Below are 16,909 nucleotides of genomic sequence, written 5' to 3'. Positions count from 1 at the left end.
GGGGTCACCCCAGAAGCAGTCGATCGTTCCGCGGGAAGTGTCGCCTGACCACGGCACTCAGCACCGGGGCGGGCATCATTCCCACTAACTGACATAATGTGCATTATCGGCAAATAAGCTCGGCAGGCCCTTCCCAGTACGAGGAGGCGCAACGCTCATCCTGCGACGTAGTCGGCGAGGTGCTCGCCCGTGAGGGTGCTGCGCTGTGCGACGAGGTCGGAAGGCGTGCCCTCGAAGACGATGCGCCCGCCGTCGTGGCCGGCGCCCGGGCCGAGGTCGATGATCCAGTCAGCGTGCGCCATGACGGCCTGGTGGTGCTCGATGACGATGACCGACTTGCCGGCGTCCACGAGCCGGTCGAGAAGACCCAGCAGGTTCTCGACGTCCGCCAGGTGCAGACCCGTCGTCGGCTCGTCCAGAACGTACACCTCCGCCTCGTCGCCCATCTGGATCGCCAGTTTCACCCGTTGCCGCTCTCCGCCGAGAGCGTCGACAGCGGCTGCCCGAGTGTCAGGTATCCGAGGCCGACATCGGAAAGACGCTCCAGGATCTTCACGACCGCAGGGATCTTCGCCTCCCCGCCGGCGAAGAACTCCCGCGCTTCCACCACCGGCATGTCGAACACCTCGGTGATGTCGCGTCCGGCGAGCTTGTACTCGAGCACACCGGCCTGGAAACGCTTGCCTCCGCAGTCCTCACAGGGCGTCTCGACCGTGTCCATGAAGCCGAGCTCGGTGACGATGACGCCCGAACCCTTGCAGGAAGGGCATGCACCCTCGGAGTTCGCGCTGAAGAGCGCGGGCTTGACACCATTCGCCTTCGCGAAGGCCTTCCGGATCGGCTCCAGCATGCCGGTGTAGGTCGCGGGATTGCTGCGGCGCGAGCCCTTGATCGCACTCTGGTCCACAGTGACCACACCCTCGCGCGGGCCACGGATCCGTGGATCAGCGAGCTCTTGCCCGAACCAGCCACGCCGGTGACCACCGTGAGTACCCGAGCGGGATGTCGATGTCCACATCTTGCAAGTTGTTCTCGTCGGCGCCGCGCACCTCCAGCACGCCGCGAGAGGGACGCACCTCCGCCTTGAGTGCCGCGCGATCATCCAGATGCCGCCCGGTGGACGTTTCGCTCCCACGGAGTCCTTCGACCGTGCCCTCGAAGCAGATCGTTCCTCCTGCCGTGCCTGCGCCCGGACCGAGGTCGACGACATGATCGGCGATCGCGATCGCCTCCGGCTTGTGCTCGACGACGAGCACGGTGTTGCCCTTGTCGCGTAGCTGCAACAGCAGCCCGTTCATCCGCTGGATGTCATGCGGATGAAGCCCGATGGTCGGCTCGTCGAAGACATAGGTCACATCGGTGAGCGAGGAGCCGAGGTGCCGCAGCATCTTGATCCGCTGCGCCTCTCCCCCGCTGAGCGTCCCCGAAGGACGATCGAGACTGAGGTATCCGAGGCCGATCGTGACGAAGGCGTCGAGATTCGCGCGCAGCGCATCCAGGAGCGGCCCGGCCTCGGGGCGCTTCAGATCGCGCACCCAGGCGGCGAGGTCGGTCACCTGCATCCGACAGGCGTCCGCAATGCTCACACCGTCGATCTTCGACGACCGCGCGCCCTCGGTCAGGCGCGTGCCGTCGCACTCGGGACAGCTCGTGAAGGTCGCCACGCGCTCGACGAAACGCCGGATGTGCGGCTGGAGCGCATCCAGATCCTTGGAGAGCATCGACTTGCTGATCTTCGGGATGAGACCCTCATAGGTCACATTGATGCCCTGGACCTTGACCTTGGTCGGCTTGCTGTAGAGGAACGCCTCCCGCTCCTTCTCCGAGAAGGCGCCCACCGGCTTGTCGGGGTCGTAGAAGCCCGATTCGGCGAAGCCTCGAACCATCCAGCCGTCGGCCGTGTATCCCGGAACGAGGATCGCGCCCTCGTTGAGCGAGAGCGACTCGTCGACGATCTGCGACAGATCGATGTCCGAGACCGTGCCGCGTCCCTCGCAGCGCGGGCACATGCCGCCGAGGTAGATCACGTTCTTCACGACCTTCTTGTCCCCGGTCGCCGATACGGAGACGCCTCCGACCTTCTGGGTCGGGATGTTGAAGGAGAACGCGGTCGGTCCGCCGATGTGCGGCTCCCCCAGCTTGCTGAAGAGGATCCGCAGCATCGCGTTGGCGTCCGTGACGGTTCCGACGGTGGATCGCGGATTGGCGCCCAGGCGCTCCTGGTCGACGAGGATCGCCGTGGTCAGCCCTTCGAGCACATCCACATCGGGACGGGGCACCTGCGGCATGAACCCCTGCACGAACGCGCTGTAGGTCTCGTCGATCAGGCGTCGTGACTCGGCCGCGATCGTGTCGAACACGAGCGAGCTCTTTCCCGACCCGGAGACGCCGGTGAACACCGTCAGGCGCCGCTTCGGGATGTCGACCGAGACCTCTCGCAGATTGTTCTCACGCGCTCCCCGGACCTTGATCAGGTCGTGGTCGTCGGCGGGATGCGGCACGATGGGCACGGCGGATTCGTTGGCAGGCACGCAGATGATCCTGCCACTCCCCTGCTCGACACGCCACGACATATGCCGACATTCGGCGTAAGTGACCCCCAGAGCCACCCCGACACCGCTACTCTGTGGGTATCCCACTCACAGGATATTCCCAGAAAGGACCATCATGTCCGCAAATCTGAGTGAAGCGAGAGATGTGCTGAGGGCGGCGCGCATCACCCTTGCGCTCGCCGGCGTCGTCGCGCTCATCGCCGGTATCGTCATCCTCGTCTGGCCGAAGGGCGCGGCGGTCTTCATCGTCGGCATCATCGCCGCCTACCTGATCATCGCCGGGCTCGTCTATCTCGGCCTCGGGATCTTCTCGAAGGAGAAGACCGGCTGGACACGGGTCGGACACATCGTCCTCGGCCTGGTCTACGTCATCGCCGGAATCGCGGCCTTCTGGAACATCACGGCATCGGTGATCGCTCTGGCGATCTTCGTCGCGATCCTCGTCGGCATCAGCTGGATCATCGACGGCGTCGTCTCCCTGTCCTTCCTCGGCGACGCCGCCTCGAAGGGCTGGACGCTGTTCTACGCGATCATCAGCATCATCGGTGGCGTCGTGGTGCTGTTCTCGCCGCTGTACGGCGCACTGATCCTCTGGTGGATCCTCGGAATCACGCTGGTCGTCCTCGGCGTCCTGCAGATCGTCCGGGCCATCACGCTCGGCCGTACGGTCAAGAAGGCGGCGAACGAGATCCGCACCGCCGTGGCGGAGGCCTCGGATGCCGCAGAGAAGGCCGCCGAATAGCCACTCCTTCGCCGGGTTGTACGAGGCCCGCCGCCCTTCGGGGTGGCGGGCCTCGTCGTCGGCCTGATCAGTCCGCGGCGACCGGCAGCCGGCGCTGCCACCAGTCGAGGACCGCGGCGAAGCGCTGGAGACGATGACGCGGCTGACCGCTGCGGGTGAGCTCGTGGTCCTCGCCGGGGAAGATGAGCATCTCGGCATCCGTTCCCTGACGCTTCAGCGCCGAGTAGTACCGCGTGGCCTGCTCCAGCGGGCAGCGGAAGTCCAGTTCCGAGTGCAGGACGAGCGTCGGCGTCGTCACCTGCGCGACGACGGCCATGGGGCTCTGCCGTGCGAGGTCGTCCTCGTGCACCCCGACGTACTCGTCGCCGAAGAACGAGCCGATGTCGCTCGTGCCCTGGAAGGAGACGGGGTCGAGGAACCCTCGCTCGACGATGGCCCCGGCGAAGCGGTGATCGTGCGCGATGATCCATGCGGTCAGATAGCCGCCGTAGGAGCCGCCCATGACGCCGACCCTGTCGCCGTCCAGCGTGGCGTCGACGGTGAGGACGCCCTCGAGAAAGTCGATGACGTCGTGGAAATCCAGGGTGCCCATGGCCCGGCGGATGCTGCGGCCGTGCTCGCGCCCATAGCCCGCCGATCCGCGGGGTTGCAGTAGACCACGGCGTAGCCGGCGTCGACGAGCACCTGGGTCTCATCGAAGGCGTGGACCCCGTACTGCGCATAGGGACCGCCGTGGATCTGGAGGATCACGGGGAAGGGCCCGTCTCCTTCGGGCTTGGCGACCCAGCCGTGCACGGGGTAGCCGTCGCGACCGGTGATCTCCCGCTCCTCGGGGACGACGACGCCGGTGTCGCGCAGAGCGGCGCCGAAGTCCGTCAGCGTGTCCCCGCCGACCTCGACGAGCTCTCCGAAGGTGTCGGGGCGGGCGACGGATGCGAGGATGCGCCCGTCCTCCGAGGCGCCGTGGCCGTTGACCTCGAGGTCCCCGCCGAGCACCTGCTCGACAGCGCCGCTGCGTGATACACGCAGGAGCTCGACCCTGCCGCGGGTGCGGTTCTGCACGAGGAAGTCCTCGCCGATCGCCGTGATGTGACTGCCGACCTCTCCCAGATCGATCGTCTCCGGATCCGTGAGCCGCTGCGGCACGCCGTCGACGAGGATCCAGAGCGCCTGCCCTGGCGCGATGAAGTCGGTCGCGGACTCCGGGAGCTCTGCGGCGAGCAGGGCGATCGTCTCATCGTCGGCGATCGCCACACCGCTCAGGGAGAGGCGCCGGTCGCGGCCGATCACCTCGCGTTCGCCGGAACCGTCGACGCGGATGGCGAGCAGGACGTTGCTCAGATCGCGCTCCGAGGAGTCGGGCTCGTCCGGGACGGTCAGGATCTCGGTGCCGCCCGGAGCGAAGACCGATCCGGAGAAGGAACGCGTGCCGTCGGTGAGCTGTACCGCTTCGCGGTGCACGACGCGCTTGTCCGGCGCGCTCTCCCCCGCCGAGCGCACGACCGGAGCCGGATCCACGAGAGGCTCCGCGCCGAGGTCGGGGGCGTCGACGACGAAGACCTGCGCCGGTCGTCCGGTCGTCCACCCGAGCCCGTTCGCCTGCCATCGCAGTCCGGTCACGCGGCGCGGCGCCTCGGCCTGCGCGTCGAGCCCTTCGACCGAACCGTAGCGTCCGGGCTCGGGCACGGGAGCGGTGAAGGCCAGGCGCGTGCCGTCCGGCGACCAGTCGAAGGAGCGGACGCCGAGGGGCGCATCCGTGACCTGCACGGGCTCTCCGCCCGACGCTTCGACGACCCACACCTGCGGCTTGCCCTTGGCATCGGCGCGGAGGAACGCGAGGCGCGTGTCATCCGGTGAGAGCAGAGGAGCCGAGTCGGAGACTCCGCGTGTCAATGGGCGCATCCTGTGATCGGCGAGCTCGATCCGAAAGAGCCTGCCGACAGGACGGTTCGCCTCGATGGACGGACGCGAGGTCGCGAACACCGCGAAGGAGCCGTCGCGTGCGACCGCAGGGCGACCGACGGAGACGAGTGTCTCGATGTGCTCCGCCCGCACGGTCACTCCGCCACGAAGGTGCTCGTGTCTCCCACCAGGCGCGTGTTGTCGGCCGGCACCGGGTCGACAGCGGCCTGCGCGACCTCGGCCGCGAACTCCGACACATTGTAGAGCTTGCCGGCGGACTCGCGTCGACCGGCGATCGCCCCCGGGTTCGCGCGCTCGAGCAGGGTCGCGGTGATGGTGCCCTCGATCATGTCTCCGGAGACCACGGTGAAGCCGATGCCCTTCTCCGCCAGCGCCGGAATGCGCTCGCGGAGGGCGTCCTCTCCTGCCCGTTTCGACAGCGCGACCGGCTCGTATTCCGGCATCGTGGGGTGGTGCGGATGAAGTGCGCCTGGTGGCTCGTGACGAACACGACGCGCGAGCCCTCGCCCAGCAGCGGCTCGGCCGCGGCGAGGACGTTCAGCTGCGCGTCGCGGTTGAGGGTGAGCGCGTAGTCCTCGGCCATCCCTGATTCCATGCCGCCCGAGGCGTTGAGCACGAGGATGTCCAGGCGGCCGTACTCGGCGCCCACGGCGTCGAACATCTCCTGAACGGATGCCGGGTCGGTCAGGTCGGCACCGACCACGAGCGCCTTCGTCCCGCCCTCGCGGATCTGGGCGGCGAGCTTCTCGGCGCGCGGCGCCTTGTTGCGGAAGTTGATGACCACATCGGCACCGGCGTCGGCGAAGTAGCGGACGGTGTCGGCGCCGATCCCCCGTGAGGAGCCGGTCACGAGGGCGACTTTTCCGGCCAGGGATCCGGCGGCGAGAGGCTGGGGCATCGGGACTCCTTGTCGTGCGTGCGACCGCACGAGCGCACGGCCTCTGTCACCCTACCAATTGACCTCTTCCGTCGCGCTGGGCTGAGCAACGCCCATGGTAGGTTTGCGCACAGGAGGCCTCGTGGACGACATCTCTACCACCATCGCTCTGATCGCCGAGTGGGCGTGGATCGGCTGGCTCGTGCTCATCGCCCTGTTCCTGGTGATCGAGATGCTCACTCTCGACTTCACCTTCTTGATGCTCGCGCTCGGCAGCGCCGTAGGTCTCGTCTCCGGTCTGCTGGATGCGCCGATCTGGCTGCAGTTCATCATCGCCGGGCTCGCCGCGACGGTGCTGATCCTCTTCATCCGCCCACCGCTGCTGAGGAGAGTGCATCGCAGCGAAGACCCCACGAAGTCCAACGTCGAGGCGCTCATCGGCCTCGGCGGATTCACCCTTCATGAGGTCACCGCCGTGTCCGGCCAGGTCAAGCTCTCCAACGGCGATATCTGGACAGCCCGCACCGCCGGAGAGGTCGCGATCCCCCAGGGCGCCGCCATCGCCGTCGATGCGATCCACGGCGCCACCGCCATCGTCCGTCCCGCGCAAGACTAGGAGTTCCCTGTGCCCGACAGCTCGTTCATCCCCGCCACGATCGGGTGGATCCTCGCGATCGCGATCATCATCCTCGTGGTGGTCACGGTCGTCCGTTCGATCCGCATCATCCCGCAGGCGACGGCCGGCGTCGTCGAGCGCCTCGGGAAGTATCACAAGACCCTCAACCCGGGGTTGAACATCCTGGTCCCCTTCATCGATCGCCTCCGACCGTTGATCGACATGCGCGAGCAGGTCGTCTCCTTCCCGCCGCAGCCGGTCATCACCGAGGACAACCTGGTCGTCTCCATCGACACGGTGGTGTACTTCCAGGTCACCGATGCCCGTGCCGCCACCTATGAGATCGCGAACTATCTGGGTGCGGTGGAGCAGCTCACGACGACGACGCTTCGTAACGTCGTCGGCGGGCTGAACCTGGAAGAGGCCCTGACGAGCCGCGACGAGATCAATGGCCAGCTGCGCGTCGTGCTCGATGAGGCGACCGGCAAGTGGGGCATCCGCGTCGGCCGTGTCGAGCTCAAGGCCATCGATCCGCCCCTCTCGATCCAGGACTCGATGGAGAAGCAGATGCGTGCCGAGCGTGATCGCCGTGCGGCGATCCTGACGGCCGAGGGAACCAAGCAGTCGGCCATCCTCGAGGCCGAGGGCGCCCGCCAGGCGGAGATCCTTCGCGCGGAGGGCGACAAGCAGGCCGCTGTGCTGCGCGCCCAGGGCGAGGCCGAGGCGATCCAGAACGTCTTCAGCGCCATCCACCTCGGCGCCCCGGACGACAAGCTGCTGGCCTACCAGTACCTGCAGATGCTGCCCAAGATCGCCGAGAGCGAGTCGAGCAAGCTCTGGATCATCCCCAGCGAGCTGACCGAGGCGCTCAAGGGCCTGGGCAGCGCGTTCACGCCACGCCAGGCGTCCCCGGCCGACACCCCGCCGAGGGCGTGACGCACCCCTACTTCGTCGGGACGCGGCATCCGAGAGTGCTCGCACACCGCGGCCTGGCGTCGACGGCGACCGACGACGCCCCCGCCGTGTGGGAGAACTCCGCGGGCGCCTTTGCCGCCGCGCACGCCATCGGCGTCGAGTACATCGAGACCGACTGCCGCGTGACCGCCGATGGCGAGCTCGTCCTCTTCCACGACGCGACCCTCGAGCGGCTCACTGGTGACGCGCGCGAGATCGCGACCGTCAGCACCCGCGAGCTCACCGAGCTCTTCGCGGACCATGGCGGCCTGCTCACGGTTGCCGAGGCGCTCCATGCCTTTCCGGAGTCCCGGTTCAACATCGACGTGAAGACGGATGCCGCCCTGCCTCTGATCGGTCGTGCGATCGCCCCGCACACCCGCAGGGTGCTCCTGACGAGCTTCTCCGACACCCGTCGGCGACGCGCCATCGCGGAGGTCCGCCGCGCCGGCGCGGAGATGCCACCGGCGGCCTCGGCGGGTCGGGCGACGATCACCGCCCTCCTGGCCGGCGCCGCCGCCCGCCTCTCCCCCGCCGTCGCCAGGGCTTTGCGCGAGGTCGACGCGCTCCAGATCCCGCTGTCGTACGGCCCGCTGAAGGTGCTCACGAAACAGGTGCTGCGCCGTGCCCACGAGCACGACGTCGAGGTGCATGTGTGGACGATCAACGACCCCGCGCGAATGCGAGAACTCGTCGACTTCGGCGTCGACGGAGTCGTCACCGATCATGCCGATCTGGCCGTGAAAACACTGTTCTGAAGGCCCGCGTTCTCCCCGCTGGGATTCCACTGTGAGTCTGGCGCGCAATCCGCCTACGTGGATGAATTGCACAGGCAGGGGCGTTATACCTGAGAGCAGACGAGAGGACCACAAAATGGCAGATCGCAGCCTGCGCGGCATCCGACTCGGCGCCCAGAGCCTACAGAGCGAAGAGGGCGTCGTTTTCATGGAGCGCCGCGAGACCACCTACACCTGTGACGCGTGCGGCACCGACACCATCCTGATGTTCGCTGCGGACGCGGAAGCACCCCACGGCTGGGAGTGCCGCACCTGCGGCGCCGAGGCGCGCCTGCAGGTCGACGGCAAGTCCGTCGCCGTCGAAGAGGACGACTCCAAGGCCGTTCGCACCCACTGGGACATGCTCATGGAGCGCCGCACGCGCGCCGAGCTCGAGGAGCTCCTCGAAGAGCGCCTCGCCTACCTTCGCGCACGCCGTGGCGCCGGCGAGTCGCGTGAGAAGATCGGCGCCTGAGGCCGCCGTCTCCCGAGCACTCCGAAGAGCGCGAGTGCGCCCCACCCGCCCCACAGCAGCGTCCATTGCAGCCAGGGGCCGATGACGACACCCGGTGTGAGGCCGGTGCGAAGCTCGACGTCCTCGAGCAGCGCACCGGCCTCATCCGCGCCCAGTGACGAGACCGTCGACCCATCGGCACGGATGATCTGGCTCGTTCCGACGGTCGAGACGTTGACGACCCAGCGCCCGGTCTCGATCGCCCGCATGCGCGCGAAGGCCAGCTGCTGCAGATTCTCGTCCGTGCCGCGGAAGTCGGCGTTGTTGGTCTGGAACACGAGCACCTCGGCCCCTCCGAGCACGCCTTCGGTGATGACGTCGTCATAGATCACGTCGAAGCAGATCGCCAGGCCGATCGTCGCCTCGCCCACGGTCATCAGCGGGGGTTTGTGCCCGGAGTGTACTCGCGCTGCACGAGATCGACGAGGTCGGGCACGATCGCCCGGTAGAACTCACGGTCGGGGATGTGCTCGCCGAACGGCACCGGATGCCGCTTGTCGTGCGTCTGCACCTCGCCGTCTTCCGCGCCCCACAGCATCGACGTGTTGAAATACAGGTCGTCTCGCGCCGTCGCGGCGTTCGCCAGGATCGGCGCGTTCAGCCGGAAGCTCAGATAGCTCAGCCGCCGGGCGGTATTCTCGCTCAGGAACGGGTCGTAGTCGATCCCGCCCTCCGGCCACACGACGAGGTCCAGATCCTCCCCGATGAGGGGCTCGGTGGCATCCGACTGCGCCTGGATGATCGCGTAGGGTTCACGCTCATCGAAGTAGCCGGTGGGCCCGTTGCCCTGGACGGCGGCGATCCGCATCGTACCGCCGGCGACGGTGGGGAACGCCGGCACGAACAGCAGCACGGCCACGAGCGCCGCGGAAGGGCGAGCACGAGCGGACGTCGCCACGCCCCGATCCGCCCGATCTCGATCAGCACGGCGACGAGGAGCACCATCAGGAAGCCGAGCCCGCCCACGCCGACCCACGAGGACAACGTCGCCAGAGGGCTCTCCGACTGCGTCATTCCCAGACGCGCCCAGGGGAAGCCGCCGTAGGGCCAGGAGCCGAGCACGACCTCACGGCCGACCCAGAGCGCAGCCACGGTGACGGGCAGCACGATCAGCCGCCCGGCCCTTCCAGGAAGCACACGTGGCACCCATCGGTACGCCAGCGTGATCGTCACCAGGAGCACGGCGGTCAGGACGGCTTCCACGGTCGTGAGCGCGATCCACGGTATCGGGCCGAGGTAGCGGGAGGTCCACGAGACCAGGAACGCGAAGAAGACCACGCCATAGACGAGGCCGACCAGCAGCGCCCCACCCATGCGGCGGCCGATCAGAGCGAGCAGCAGCAGTGCGACGGCGACGAACGCGAGCGGCCACAGCGCCGCTTCCGGGTAGGCGAGATCCATCAGCACCCCGGCCAGCGCCGCGAGGGGCACGGCGAGCCACAGAGGCAGCAGGGGTATCGAACGCTGCCGCTCGGGCCTCGGTTCTGTCATCGGATCCTTCACACGGACGAGTAGGCCACGATCCCCGGCGGACGCCGTCGAGCGCACGCCGGGCGGTTCCGGCCAGATCGGGGTCCTCGGCGACGATGGAGAGCTGATCGAGCAGATCGATCGTCTGCTTCGCCCAGCGCACGAAGTCGCCCGCCGGCAGATCCGCCTCCTGGAGCACGCGGTCCAGTGATCCGCCCCGTGCCCAGGAGTGCATCGCACCGGCCAGGCCCGAGGCGAGCGGCTCCGAGCCCGGAAGCTTGTGATCCTGCTCGAGGTCGTCGAGCTCCGCCCAGAGCGTCTGCGTGCGGTCGAGCGCCTCGCGGAAGGCCCGCGCGGCAGACCGCGCTCCCCCATCCCGGATTCCTCCCGCCGCGGCTCGTAGACGAGGCAGCAGGCCATCGCGGCCAGAGAGGGGGCATCGAGCTTCGTCCACAGCCCCTGGCGGAGTGATTCGGCGACGAGCAGGTCGCGTTCGCCGTAGATGCGGCGCATCGTGCGGCCGGCATCCGTCAGGCTCATCTCCGCGCCCTCCCGCGCACGTAGTCCAGCGCCTCGAGCACGTCGACGACGCGGTCGAACACTCGGGCGACGGTGCCCGTCCGCGTCTCGATCTGGCGTCGGATGCGGTCGGTCTCGCGCTTGAGCTTCCAGTAGCGCTCCGCCCACCGGGCGTGCGCCTCGCGGTCGGGGCAGCGATGGCAGCCGTGCCGCTGCATCCGATTCCGCAGTTCGTGGATCTGCTTCTGCCGCTTCTCGCGCGCGGCCCGCGAGCCCTGCGAGCCGGGGCGGTTCTTCTTCTCGAGGTCGCTGAGTTCGCGACGCAGGCGCGAGTAGTCCAGGAAGTCGCCGTGCTCGCACTCCATCGCCGCGAGATAGCCCTCCAGCGACTCCTCGGCCTCACGCACCTTGCGGGCGAGGCCCACGACGGCACGGTCGGCCTGGAACTGGGCGAACGACGACTCCAGGATCTCGCGGGCGCGGGCCCGGCCGAATTGATCGATGAGGTTGACGGCCATGTTGTAGGTCGGGCGGAAGCTGGAGTTGAGCGGATAGGTGCGTCGAGAGGCGAGTGCGGCGACGGCCTGCGGGTCCATCCCCTCGGTCCACTGCACGACGGCATGGCCCTCGACGTCGATGCCGCGGCGGCCGGCGCGCCCGGTCAGCTGGGTGTACTCCCCGAGGTGATCGCCACACGCGCTTCGCCGTTGAACTTCTCCATCTTCTCCAGCACGACGGTGCGCGCCGGCATGTTGATGCCGAGGGCGAGGGTCTCCGTGGCGAAGACCACCTTGACGAGCTTGCGCTGGTAGAGCTCCTCGACGACCTCCTTGAACGCGGGCAGCAGCCCGGCGTGATGGGCGGCGACACCGCGTTCGAGGTTGTCCTTCCACTCGAAGAAGCCGAGCACCCCGAGATCCTCGTCGCCGAGGTTGCGGGTTCTGTCCTCGACGATCTCGCGGATCTCGGCACGTTCCTCGGCCGTGGTGAGTCGGGTGCCGGCCCTGCGCACCTGCTGGACGGCACCGTCGCATCCGGCGCGGCTGAAGATGAAGAAGATCGCCGGCAGGAGGTTGGCGCGCTCGAGGAGTCTGACCACGTCCGGACGGTCGATGCGCTCCATGCGCGCGGGACGCGGTCGCCGCTCGTAGCGGTGCGGACGCCGCCCACCCGAGGCACGCGACTTCTGCGTGCGGCGGTTGTTCTCGTAGTTCTGCCCCTTGAATGAGCGGACCCGCATGAGCTCCTGGTTCACCTGTGCCGTGGCGACACCGGCCCGCTCGTCGAAGAGCGGCAGGAGATCGCCGCGCACGAGCACGTGCTGCTCGAGCGGCACGGGGCGGGTCTCGGAGACGATCACTTCGGTGTCGCCGCGGACGGTGTCGAGCCAGTCGCCGAACTCCTCGGCGTTGGACACCGTCGCGCTCAGCGCGATGACGCGCACCTCCTGCGGCAGGTGGATGATCACTTCCTCCCACACGGCGCCGCGGAAGCGGTCGGCGAGATAGTGCACCTCGTCCATGATCACGTAGCGGAGATCGCGCAGCGCCGCCGAATCGGCGTAGAGCATGTTGCGGAGCACCTCGGTCGTCATGACCACGATGCGCGCATTGCCGTTGATGTTCGTGTCGCCGGTGAGCAGGCCCACGGCATCCGCTCCGTAGACGTCGACGAGCTCGCGGAACTTCTGGTTCGACAGCGCCTTCATCGGTGTCGTGTAGAAGGCCTTCTCGTTCTCGCCGAGCATCGCGAGATGGATCGCGAACTCACCGACGATCGTCTTGCCGGCGCCGGTGGGCGCCGCGACAAGCACGCCCCGGCCGTCTTCCAGCGCCTGGCAGGCCGCGATCTGGAACGGATCGAGGTCGAACCGCTGCCGGCCTGCGAATCGCGCCGTCTCGGGGTGCGCCGCGGTGTTTTGCGCGGCCGCGAACCGCTCCGCCGGTGAGCTCATATCGCTTCTCGTTCCGCCCGGAGAGGGTCCTTCTTGTTCTTGATCCTGTCCAGCAGCACCGTGAGCAGCGCTGCCGCGAAGTACAGGAGGACCAGGATGCCGGCCAGCAGAAGCATCGAGAACGCGTCCATCGCGGGTGTCGTGATCGCCGCGAACAGGGTCGCGATGAGCACCGCCGGGCGCCAGGCTCGAAGGATCGCGCGCCCGCTCATGACACCGGCGAGGTTGAGTGCGACGAGGAAGACCGGGATGACGAAGCCCACGCCGATCGCGAGCACGAACTTGAGGATGAAGTCGTAGTACTCCTTCGCCGCGAAGAAGTTCACGGTGTCCGCCGGGATGATCGATGACATCACCGTGATCACATTCGGCGCCACATAGATCGCGGTGAGCCCACCGAGGACGAACAGAGGGATCGCCGCGGCGACGAACCCGATCGTGTAGCGGATCTCCTTGCGTGTCAGCCCGGGCATGATGAACGCCCAGAGCTGCCAGAGCCAGATGGGCGCGGAGAGGATCAGGCCGATGGACACCGCCATCCGCATCCGCAGATCGAATCCGCCGGTGATCGTGGTGATCATGAGCTGGGCGTTGGCCGAGTCCAGCACGCGAATGGGTCCGGTGAGGAAGTGGATCACCGGATCGGTGATGACGAACGCGATGATCATGCCGACCAGGAGACCGGCGGCGGCGATGAGCAACCGCTTGCGGAACTCGATCAGATGCTCCGCAAGGGACATCTTGCGGTCTCGACGCGGCCGCTTTCCTGCCTCCGCCTCTTCAGGCGCGGCCACGGCTATGCGGATCGGTCGGGCGAGTCTGGGTCGGTGGCCGCAGCAGGGCTGCCCTTCGCCTCGGGAGCGTCGGCGGCCGAGGACTCCGCGCGCTGCGCGTCTTCGTCCTTCATCGCCTTCATCTCACCCTTGAACACCCGAGCCGACTGCCCCACGCTCTTGGCGAGCGCCGGCAGCTTGGCCGCGCCGAACAGCAGGATGATGACGACCAGAATGATCAGCAGGGTGGGCCACCCCATCAAATTGCCGCCCATAAGCGTTCTCCTTGTCGTTTCCGTCAGTCTACCGGCCGACTCCGGGAGTCCGCTCGTGATACAGGGCGAGTCCGGCCGCCGCCCACTCCCGCGTCGCCGCACGCGCCACAGCCGGTGCCGTGACCTCGGCCTGCCCGCCGAAGCGGCCGGCCACGCGCTTGAGGCCCCGCGGGTCCGACATCCGCAGGCGCGCCGTCACGATACCGCCCGCCTCACTCGTCTCCGCGTGGGCGAGCACATCGCCCAGCAGCCCCGCGATGTTCGCCGGCATCCGGATCTCACCGAGATCCTCGTCCGGGTCTCCCTCGAACAGCTCCGGAAGATTGTCCGCCTGGTGCGAGACCGGAAGATCGGTCAGCAGCGGGTTCCGCACGCGATCGAGGTGGAAGGTCCGCATCGCCTCGCGCAGATGGCACCATCCCTGCAGGTACCACTCCCCGTTCGAGGTGAGCACGCGCACGGGATCGACCGTGCGCGTGGTGGCTCCGGCATCCGGGGCCTGGTAGGTGAAGGAGACCGCGACACCCTCGTTCAACGCCTGGGAGACGACGTCGCGCACCTCGTCGAGCGCGGGCGGCGCGACCACGACTTCCAGCGGCGCGGCCGACGCGCCGCTGGAGAGCTTCGCCAGAAGGCCCGTGACGAGGTCGGATGCCGCGACACTCGGTACCGACGCGACCAGCTGCAGACCGGCAAGCAGCGCTGCGGCCTCCCGCGCGGTGAAGCGCGGAACCCGACGCAGTCCGACCTCGTTCGTGATCTCGATGACGCCCTCGGTGTCGAGCAGATCCCAGTTGATGTCGAAGAGCTCCTGCGGCTGCTGCCAGAAGCCGCTGTCACCGGGAAGGCCGATCAGCGTGAGCTTCTCGACCATCGAGCGCAGCTCCTGCGGGGTGATGCCGAACTCCGTCGCCGCCTCTTCCAGCGGCACCTGTCGGCGCTCCAGCAGGTAGGGCACGAGCGTGAGATACAGCCGTACCCGATCGCCGGCCAGCAGCGGCTTGCGCTTCTCGGTCATCGCGACTCCTCGTGCGCGGCGACCACGGCGCGCAGCCGTGCGATGACCGCATCGCGCAGATCGGCCGGCTCGACCACGCGCACCTCGGGACCGTAGGAGGTCAACTCGTCGGCGAACACGTCGCGATCGACGTAGGACACGCGGATGCCGTCGGCATCAGCGATGGCGCGACGCCCGAGTCGGATCGCCGCCTCCGTGCCCGGGGTGACCTGCAGCAGCGCCGAGTTCTGCGCCGCGACCGCTTCGAGCCCGGCCAGTGCGCGCTCCCCCGCCCCCGCCTGCAGGGCTGCGTCGAAGGTCTCGGAGGTCGCCTGCACCTCGCCGACGATGCGGCTGAGCAGGAAGATCCTGTCCTCGGAGAGCTCGGCATCGATGCCGAAGACGTGCCAGCGCGATTCGTATTCCACGAGCGCGAGCGGGCGAAGCCGGCGGCGACGGGGTCGGCATCGCCCGGCTTGAGATAGTCGAAGGTCACGACCACGCAGCGCTCGACGGCATCCTGCAGTGCAGCGAAGCTCGCGTCCCGCACAGCGATCCGCGGTGCGAAGCCGATGATGGGCTCGTCGCCGTCGATTCCGAGCGCACGGATCTTGCGCACCCCCGCCTGGGCGTCCTCCGACATGGATCCGGCGCTCCAGACGCTCCCGGCGAGGCGCAGCACCGCGAGCTCCTCCGCGGTGAACTCGATGTCGTCGGGCAGGTCGTATTCCCCTTTGGGAATGCGATAGCGGGCTTCGCGGAGATCGTTGGGATCGGCGAAGTCTCCCAGCGTGTCGATCGGGATCCCGAGGCTGCGCAGCTCCTCCTTGTCGCGCTCGAACATCTTCTCGAGCGCGCTGCTTCCCGTCCCCGACTCCGCACGCTGACGATAGCCGGAGACGCTCTCGAGGATCTCCTGCTTGGTCAGTCCGTGATCGGTCGCCATGAGGGCGACGACGAGATTCGTCAGTCGCTCCTCGGGCGGGATGCGCGTGCTCATCATCCCGCCGGTGGCGCGTCGATCCCGACGATGTCGAAGACGAACACGAGCGTCGAGCCGGCGGGGATGCTCCCCTGGTCGACATCGCCGTAGCCGAGCTCCGGCGGAACGACCACGAGCACCTGCGAGCCGACGGTCTGGCCCTCCAGCGCCGTGCTGACGCCGGTGATCAGTCCTTCCAGCGAGAACTGCGCCGGTGCCGTGTCCCACGAGCTGTCGAAGACCTCGCTGTCGGCCCAGGTGAGGCCCGTGTAGTGCACGCGGAAGGTGTCGTCGCCGGTGACCGGCTCGCCCTCGCCCTTGATGAGCACCTGCGTGACGAGCTCGGTCGGCGGGTCGGTGTCGGGGATGATCACGCCGGGGCGACCGTCGGGAGCACGGACCACCGAGGGAAGCCCGCGACCGGCGTTGAACTGCAGCGTGCCCTGCGCATGCGGCAGGTAGGTCTTGAGGACGTCCACGACGGCGATGACCGAGTCGCCGGCTCCGAGCCCGAGCCCCTGGCGCGCCGGCTCGCCGAGATCCTCCGGGCTGATCGCGACGAGTGTGCGCGTGCCTTCGGCCGCGCAACGGAGGGCGTCGACGAGACCCGGGATCTGGCCCGCCCAGTAGTCGATGTTGCTGAGGCGTGTGAGGTCGCCGTCGAAGGGCGAGGAGATGACCAGATCGCCGGTCTCGCCACTGTAGAGGGCGAGCTCGATCGCGGCCGGCTGGGTGTCGGCGGTCAGCGGGACTCCATCGCCGTCGATGAGATCGGTGAACGAGCTCTCGCTCACTCGCACCGGCGTGTGCATCGAGACGTTCGGGGCGCTGCCGAGCGAGCCCGTGACCGTGACGATGCCGGAGACATCGTCGTCGAACGAGGCGCGCACGCAGGTGTCACCGCCGACGGTGGTGACGGCGCAGCCGGTCAGTGTGACGGCGGAGAGGCTGAGGGCGGCCAGGACGGCGGGGAGTTTACGCACGC

The 16,909-nt window shown here is 68.1% G+C and carries 15 protein-coding genes and 3 pseudogenes; 5 read left to right on the top strand and 13 right to left on the bottom strand.

The window, feature by feature from the left end; genetic code table 11:
• Nucleotides 1-155: 155 nt before the first annotated feature.
• Nucleotides 156-2,573 (bottom strand): annotated as a pseudogene (locus tag KAE78_RS16655) (ATP-binding cassette domain-containing protein).
• A 94-nt stretch (nucleotides 2,574-2,667) separates the two neighbouring features.
• Here KAE78_RS16655 and KAE78_RS16650 point away from each other — a divergent pair.
• Nucleotides 2,668-3,294, top strand: a complete 627-nt coding sequence (locus tag KAE78_RS16650; protein WP_223172647.1) for an HdeD family acid-resistance protein — start codon at nucleotides 2,668-2,670, stop codon at nucleotides 3,292-3,294.
• Between the two features lie 67 nt (nucleotides 3,295-3,361).
• On the opposite strand, the gene KAE78_RS19130 is transcribed toward KAE78_RS16650, so the two are convergent.
• The 3 genes and pseudogenes from KAE78_RS19130 to KAE78_RS16640 form a co-directional block, all read right to left on the bottom strand.
• Nucleotides 3,362-3,886 carry an alpha/beta hydrolase family protein gene (locus tag KAE78_RS19130; RefSeq protein WP_317451950.1) on the bottom strand — a complete coding sequence of 175 codons (525 nt, stop codon included), beginning with the start codon at nucleotides 3,884-3,886 and terminating at the stop codon, nucleotides 3,362-3,364.
• Nucleotides 3,769-5,349 carry a S9 family peptidase gene (locus KAE78_RS16645; RefSeq protein WP_317451949.1) on the bottom strand — a complete coding sequence of 527 codons (1,581 nt, stop codon included), beginning with the start codon at nucleotides 5,347-5,349 and terminating at the stop codon, nucleotides 3,769-3,771. The genes KAE78_RS19130 and KAE78_RS16645 overlap by 118 nt, the downstream gene beginning before the upstream one ends.
• A gap of 2 nt (nucleotides 5,350-5,351) precedes the next feature.
• Nucleotides 5,352-6,115 (bottom strand): annotated as a pseudogene (locus tag KAE78_RS16640) (SDR family oxidoreductase).
• Between the two features lie 121 nt (nucleotides 6,116-6,236).
• Between KAE78_RS16640 and KAE78_RS16635 the strand changes: the two are divergent.
• From KAE78_RS16635 to KAE78_RS16620, 4 genes are all read left to right on the top strand, one after another.
• Complete coding sequence (locus KAE78_RS16635) at nucleotides 6,237-6,710, top strand: NfeD family protein (RefSeq protein WP_223172646.1); 474 nt, start codon at nucleotides 6,237-6,239, stop codon at nucleotides 6,708-6,710.
• 9 nt (nucleotides 6,711-6,719) lie between these two features.
• On the top strand, nucleotides 6,720-7,646 hold the full coding sequence (locus KAE78_RS16630) for an SPFH domain-containing protein (RefSeq protein ID WP_223172645.1): 927 nt from the start codon (nucleotides 6,720-6,722) through the stop codon (nucleotides 7,644-7,646).
• Entirely contained in the window at nucleotides 7,643-8,422 is a 780-nt protein-coding gene (locus KAE78_RS16625; protein ID WP_223172644.1) for a glycerophosphodiester phosphodiesterase family protein, read from the top strand. The genes KAE78_RS16630 and KAE78_RS16625 overlap by 4 nt, the downstream gene beginning before the upstream one ends.
• Before the next feature lie 115 nt (nucleotides 8,423-8,537).
• Nucleotides 8,538-8,915, top strand: coding sequence for an RNA polymerase-binding protein RbpA (locus tag KAE78_RS16620; RefSeq protein ID WP_223172643.1), 378 nt, complete (start codon nucleotides 8,538-8,540; stop codon nucleotides 8,913-8,915).
• On the opposite strand, the gene KAE78_RS19125 is transcribed toward KAE78_RS16620, so the two are convergent.
• The 9 genes and pseudogenes from KAE78_RS19125 to KAE78_RS16585 all read right to left on the bottom strand — a co-directional run bounded on the left by KAE78_RS19125 (nucleotide 8,861) and on the right by KAE78_RS16585 (nucleotide 16,907).
• Entirely contained in the window at nucleotides 8,861-9,331 is a 471-nt protein-coding gene (locus KAE78_RS19125; protein ID WP_317451948.1) for a nitrilase-related carbon-nitrogen hydrolase, read from the bottom strand. The two genes, KAE78_RS16620 and KAE78_RS19125, sit on opposite strands and share 55 nt — an antisense overlap.
• Nucleotides 9,331-9,636 (bottom strand): hypothetical protein, encoded by a 306-nt coding sequence (locus KAE78_RS19120; RefSeq protein ID WP_317451947.1) that lies wholly within the window; start codon nucleotides 9,634-9,636, stop codon nucleotides 9,331-9,333. The genes KAE78_RS19125 and KAE78_RS19120 overlap by 1 nt, the downstream gene beginning before the upstream one ends.
• Nucleotides 9,597-10,445 (bottom strand): hypothetical protein, encoded by an 849-nt coding sequence (locus KAE78_RS19115; RefSeq protein WP_317451946.1) that lies wholly within the window; start codon nucleotides 10,443-10,445, stop codon nucleotides 9,597-9,599. Before KAE78_RS19115 ends, KAE78_RS19120 begins: the two co-directional genes overlap by 40 nt.
• 8 nt (nucleotides 10,446-10,453) lie before the next feature.
• Nucleotides 10,454-12,897: pseudogene (locus tag KAE78_RS16610) on the bottom strand (DEAD/DEAH box helicase).
• Nucleotides 12,894-13,637, bottom strand: coding sequence for a twin-arginine translocase subunit TatC (tatC, locus tag KAE78_RS16605; RefSeq protein WP_223172642.1), 744 nt, complete (start codon nucleotides 13,635-13,637; stop codon nucleotides 12,894-12,896). Before tatC ends, KAE78_RS16610 begins: the two are co-directional and overlap by 4 nt.
• A 56-nt stretch (nucleotides 13,638-13,693) precedes the next feature.
• Nucleotides 13,694-13,945, bottom strand: a complete 252-nt coding sequence (gene tatA, locus KAE78_RS16600; protein ID WP_223172641.1) for a twin-arginine translocase TatA/TatE family subunit — start codon at nucleotides 13,943-13,945, stop codon at nucleotides 13,694-13,696.
• 28 nt (nucleotides 13,946-13,973) lie between these two features.
• Nucleotides 13,974-14,963: a helix-turn-helix transcriptional regulator gene (locus KAE78_RS16595; RefSeq protein ID WP_223172640.1), complete on the bottom strand. Its 990-nt coding sequence runs from the start codon at nucleotides 14,961-14,963 to the stop codon at nucleotides 13,974-13,976.
• Nucleotides 14,960-16,027 (bottom strand): WYL domain-containing protein, encoded by a 1,068-nt coding sequence (locus tag KAE78_RS16590; protein WP_223172639.1) that lies wholly within the window; start codon nucleotides 16,025-16,027, stop codon nucleotides 14,960-14,962. Before KAE78_RS16590 ends, KAE78_RS16595 begins: the two co-directional genes overlap by 4 nt.
• The gene (locus KAE78_RS16585; RefSeq protein WP_223172638.1) at nucleotides 15,942-16,907 is read right to left on the bottom strand and encodes an FKBP-type peptidyl-prolyl cis-trans isomerase; all 966 of its coding nucleotides are present in this window, start codon (nucleotides 16,905-16,907) and stop codon (nucleotides 15,942-15,944) included. Before KAE78_RS16585 ends, KAE78_RS16590 begins: the two co-directional genes overlap by 86 nt.
• Nucleotides 16,908-16,909 lie beyond the last annotated feature (2 nt).

The organism is Microbacterium sp. NIBRBAC000506063, from assembly GCF_017968845.1.
GTDB lineage: Bacteria > Actinomycetota > Actinomycetes > Actinomycetales > Microbacteriaceae > Microbacterium.
This window is presented reverse-complemented; position numbering and strand designations above follow the sequence as displayed.

Excerpts from the sequence above, each read along its gene's own strand:
- KAE78_RS16650 (WP_223172647.1), top strand. The coding sequence starts at position 2,668 with ATGTCCGCAAATCTGAGTGAAGCGAGAGATGTGCTGAGGGCGGCGCGC.
- KAE78_RS19130 (WP_317451950.1), bottom strand. The coding sequence starts at position 3,886 with ATGGGCACCCTGGATTTCCACGACGTCATCGACTTTCTCGAGGGCGTC.
- KAE78_RS16620 (WP_223172643.1), top strand. The coding sequence starts at position 8,538 with ATGGCAGATCGCAGCCTGCGCGGCATCCGACTCGGCGCCCAGAGCCTA.
- KAE78_RS19125 (WP_317451948.1), bottom strand. The coding sequence starts at position 9,331 with ATGACCGTGGGCGAGGCGACGATCGGCCTGGCGATCTGCTTCGACGTG.
- KAE78_RS19115 (WP_317451946.1), bottom strand. The coding sequence starts at position 10,445 with ATGACAGAACCGAGGCCCGAGCGGCAGCGTTCGATACCCCTGCTGCCT.
- tatC (WP_223172642.1), bottom strand. The coding sequence starts at position 13,637 with ATGTCCCTTGCGGAGCATCTGATCGAGTTCCGCAAGCGGTTGCTCATC.
- tatA (WP_223172641.1), bottom strand. The coding sequence starts at position 13,945 with ATGGGCGGCAATTTGATGGGGTGGCCCACCCTGCTGATCATTCTGGTC.
- KAE78_RS16595 (WP_223172640.1), bottom strand. The coding sequence starts at position 14,963 with ATGACCGAGAAGCGCAAGCCGCTGCTGGCCGGCGATCGGGTACGGCTG.
- KAE78_RS16590 (WP_223172639.1), bottom strand. The coding sequence starts at position 16,027 with ATGTCGACCAGGGGAGCATCCCCGCCGGCTCGACGCTCGTGTTCGTCT.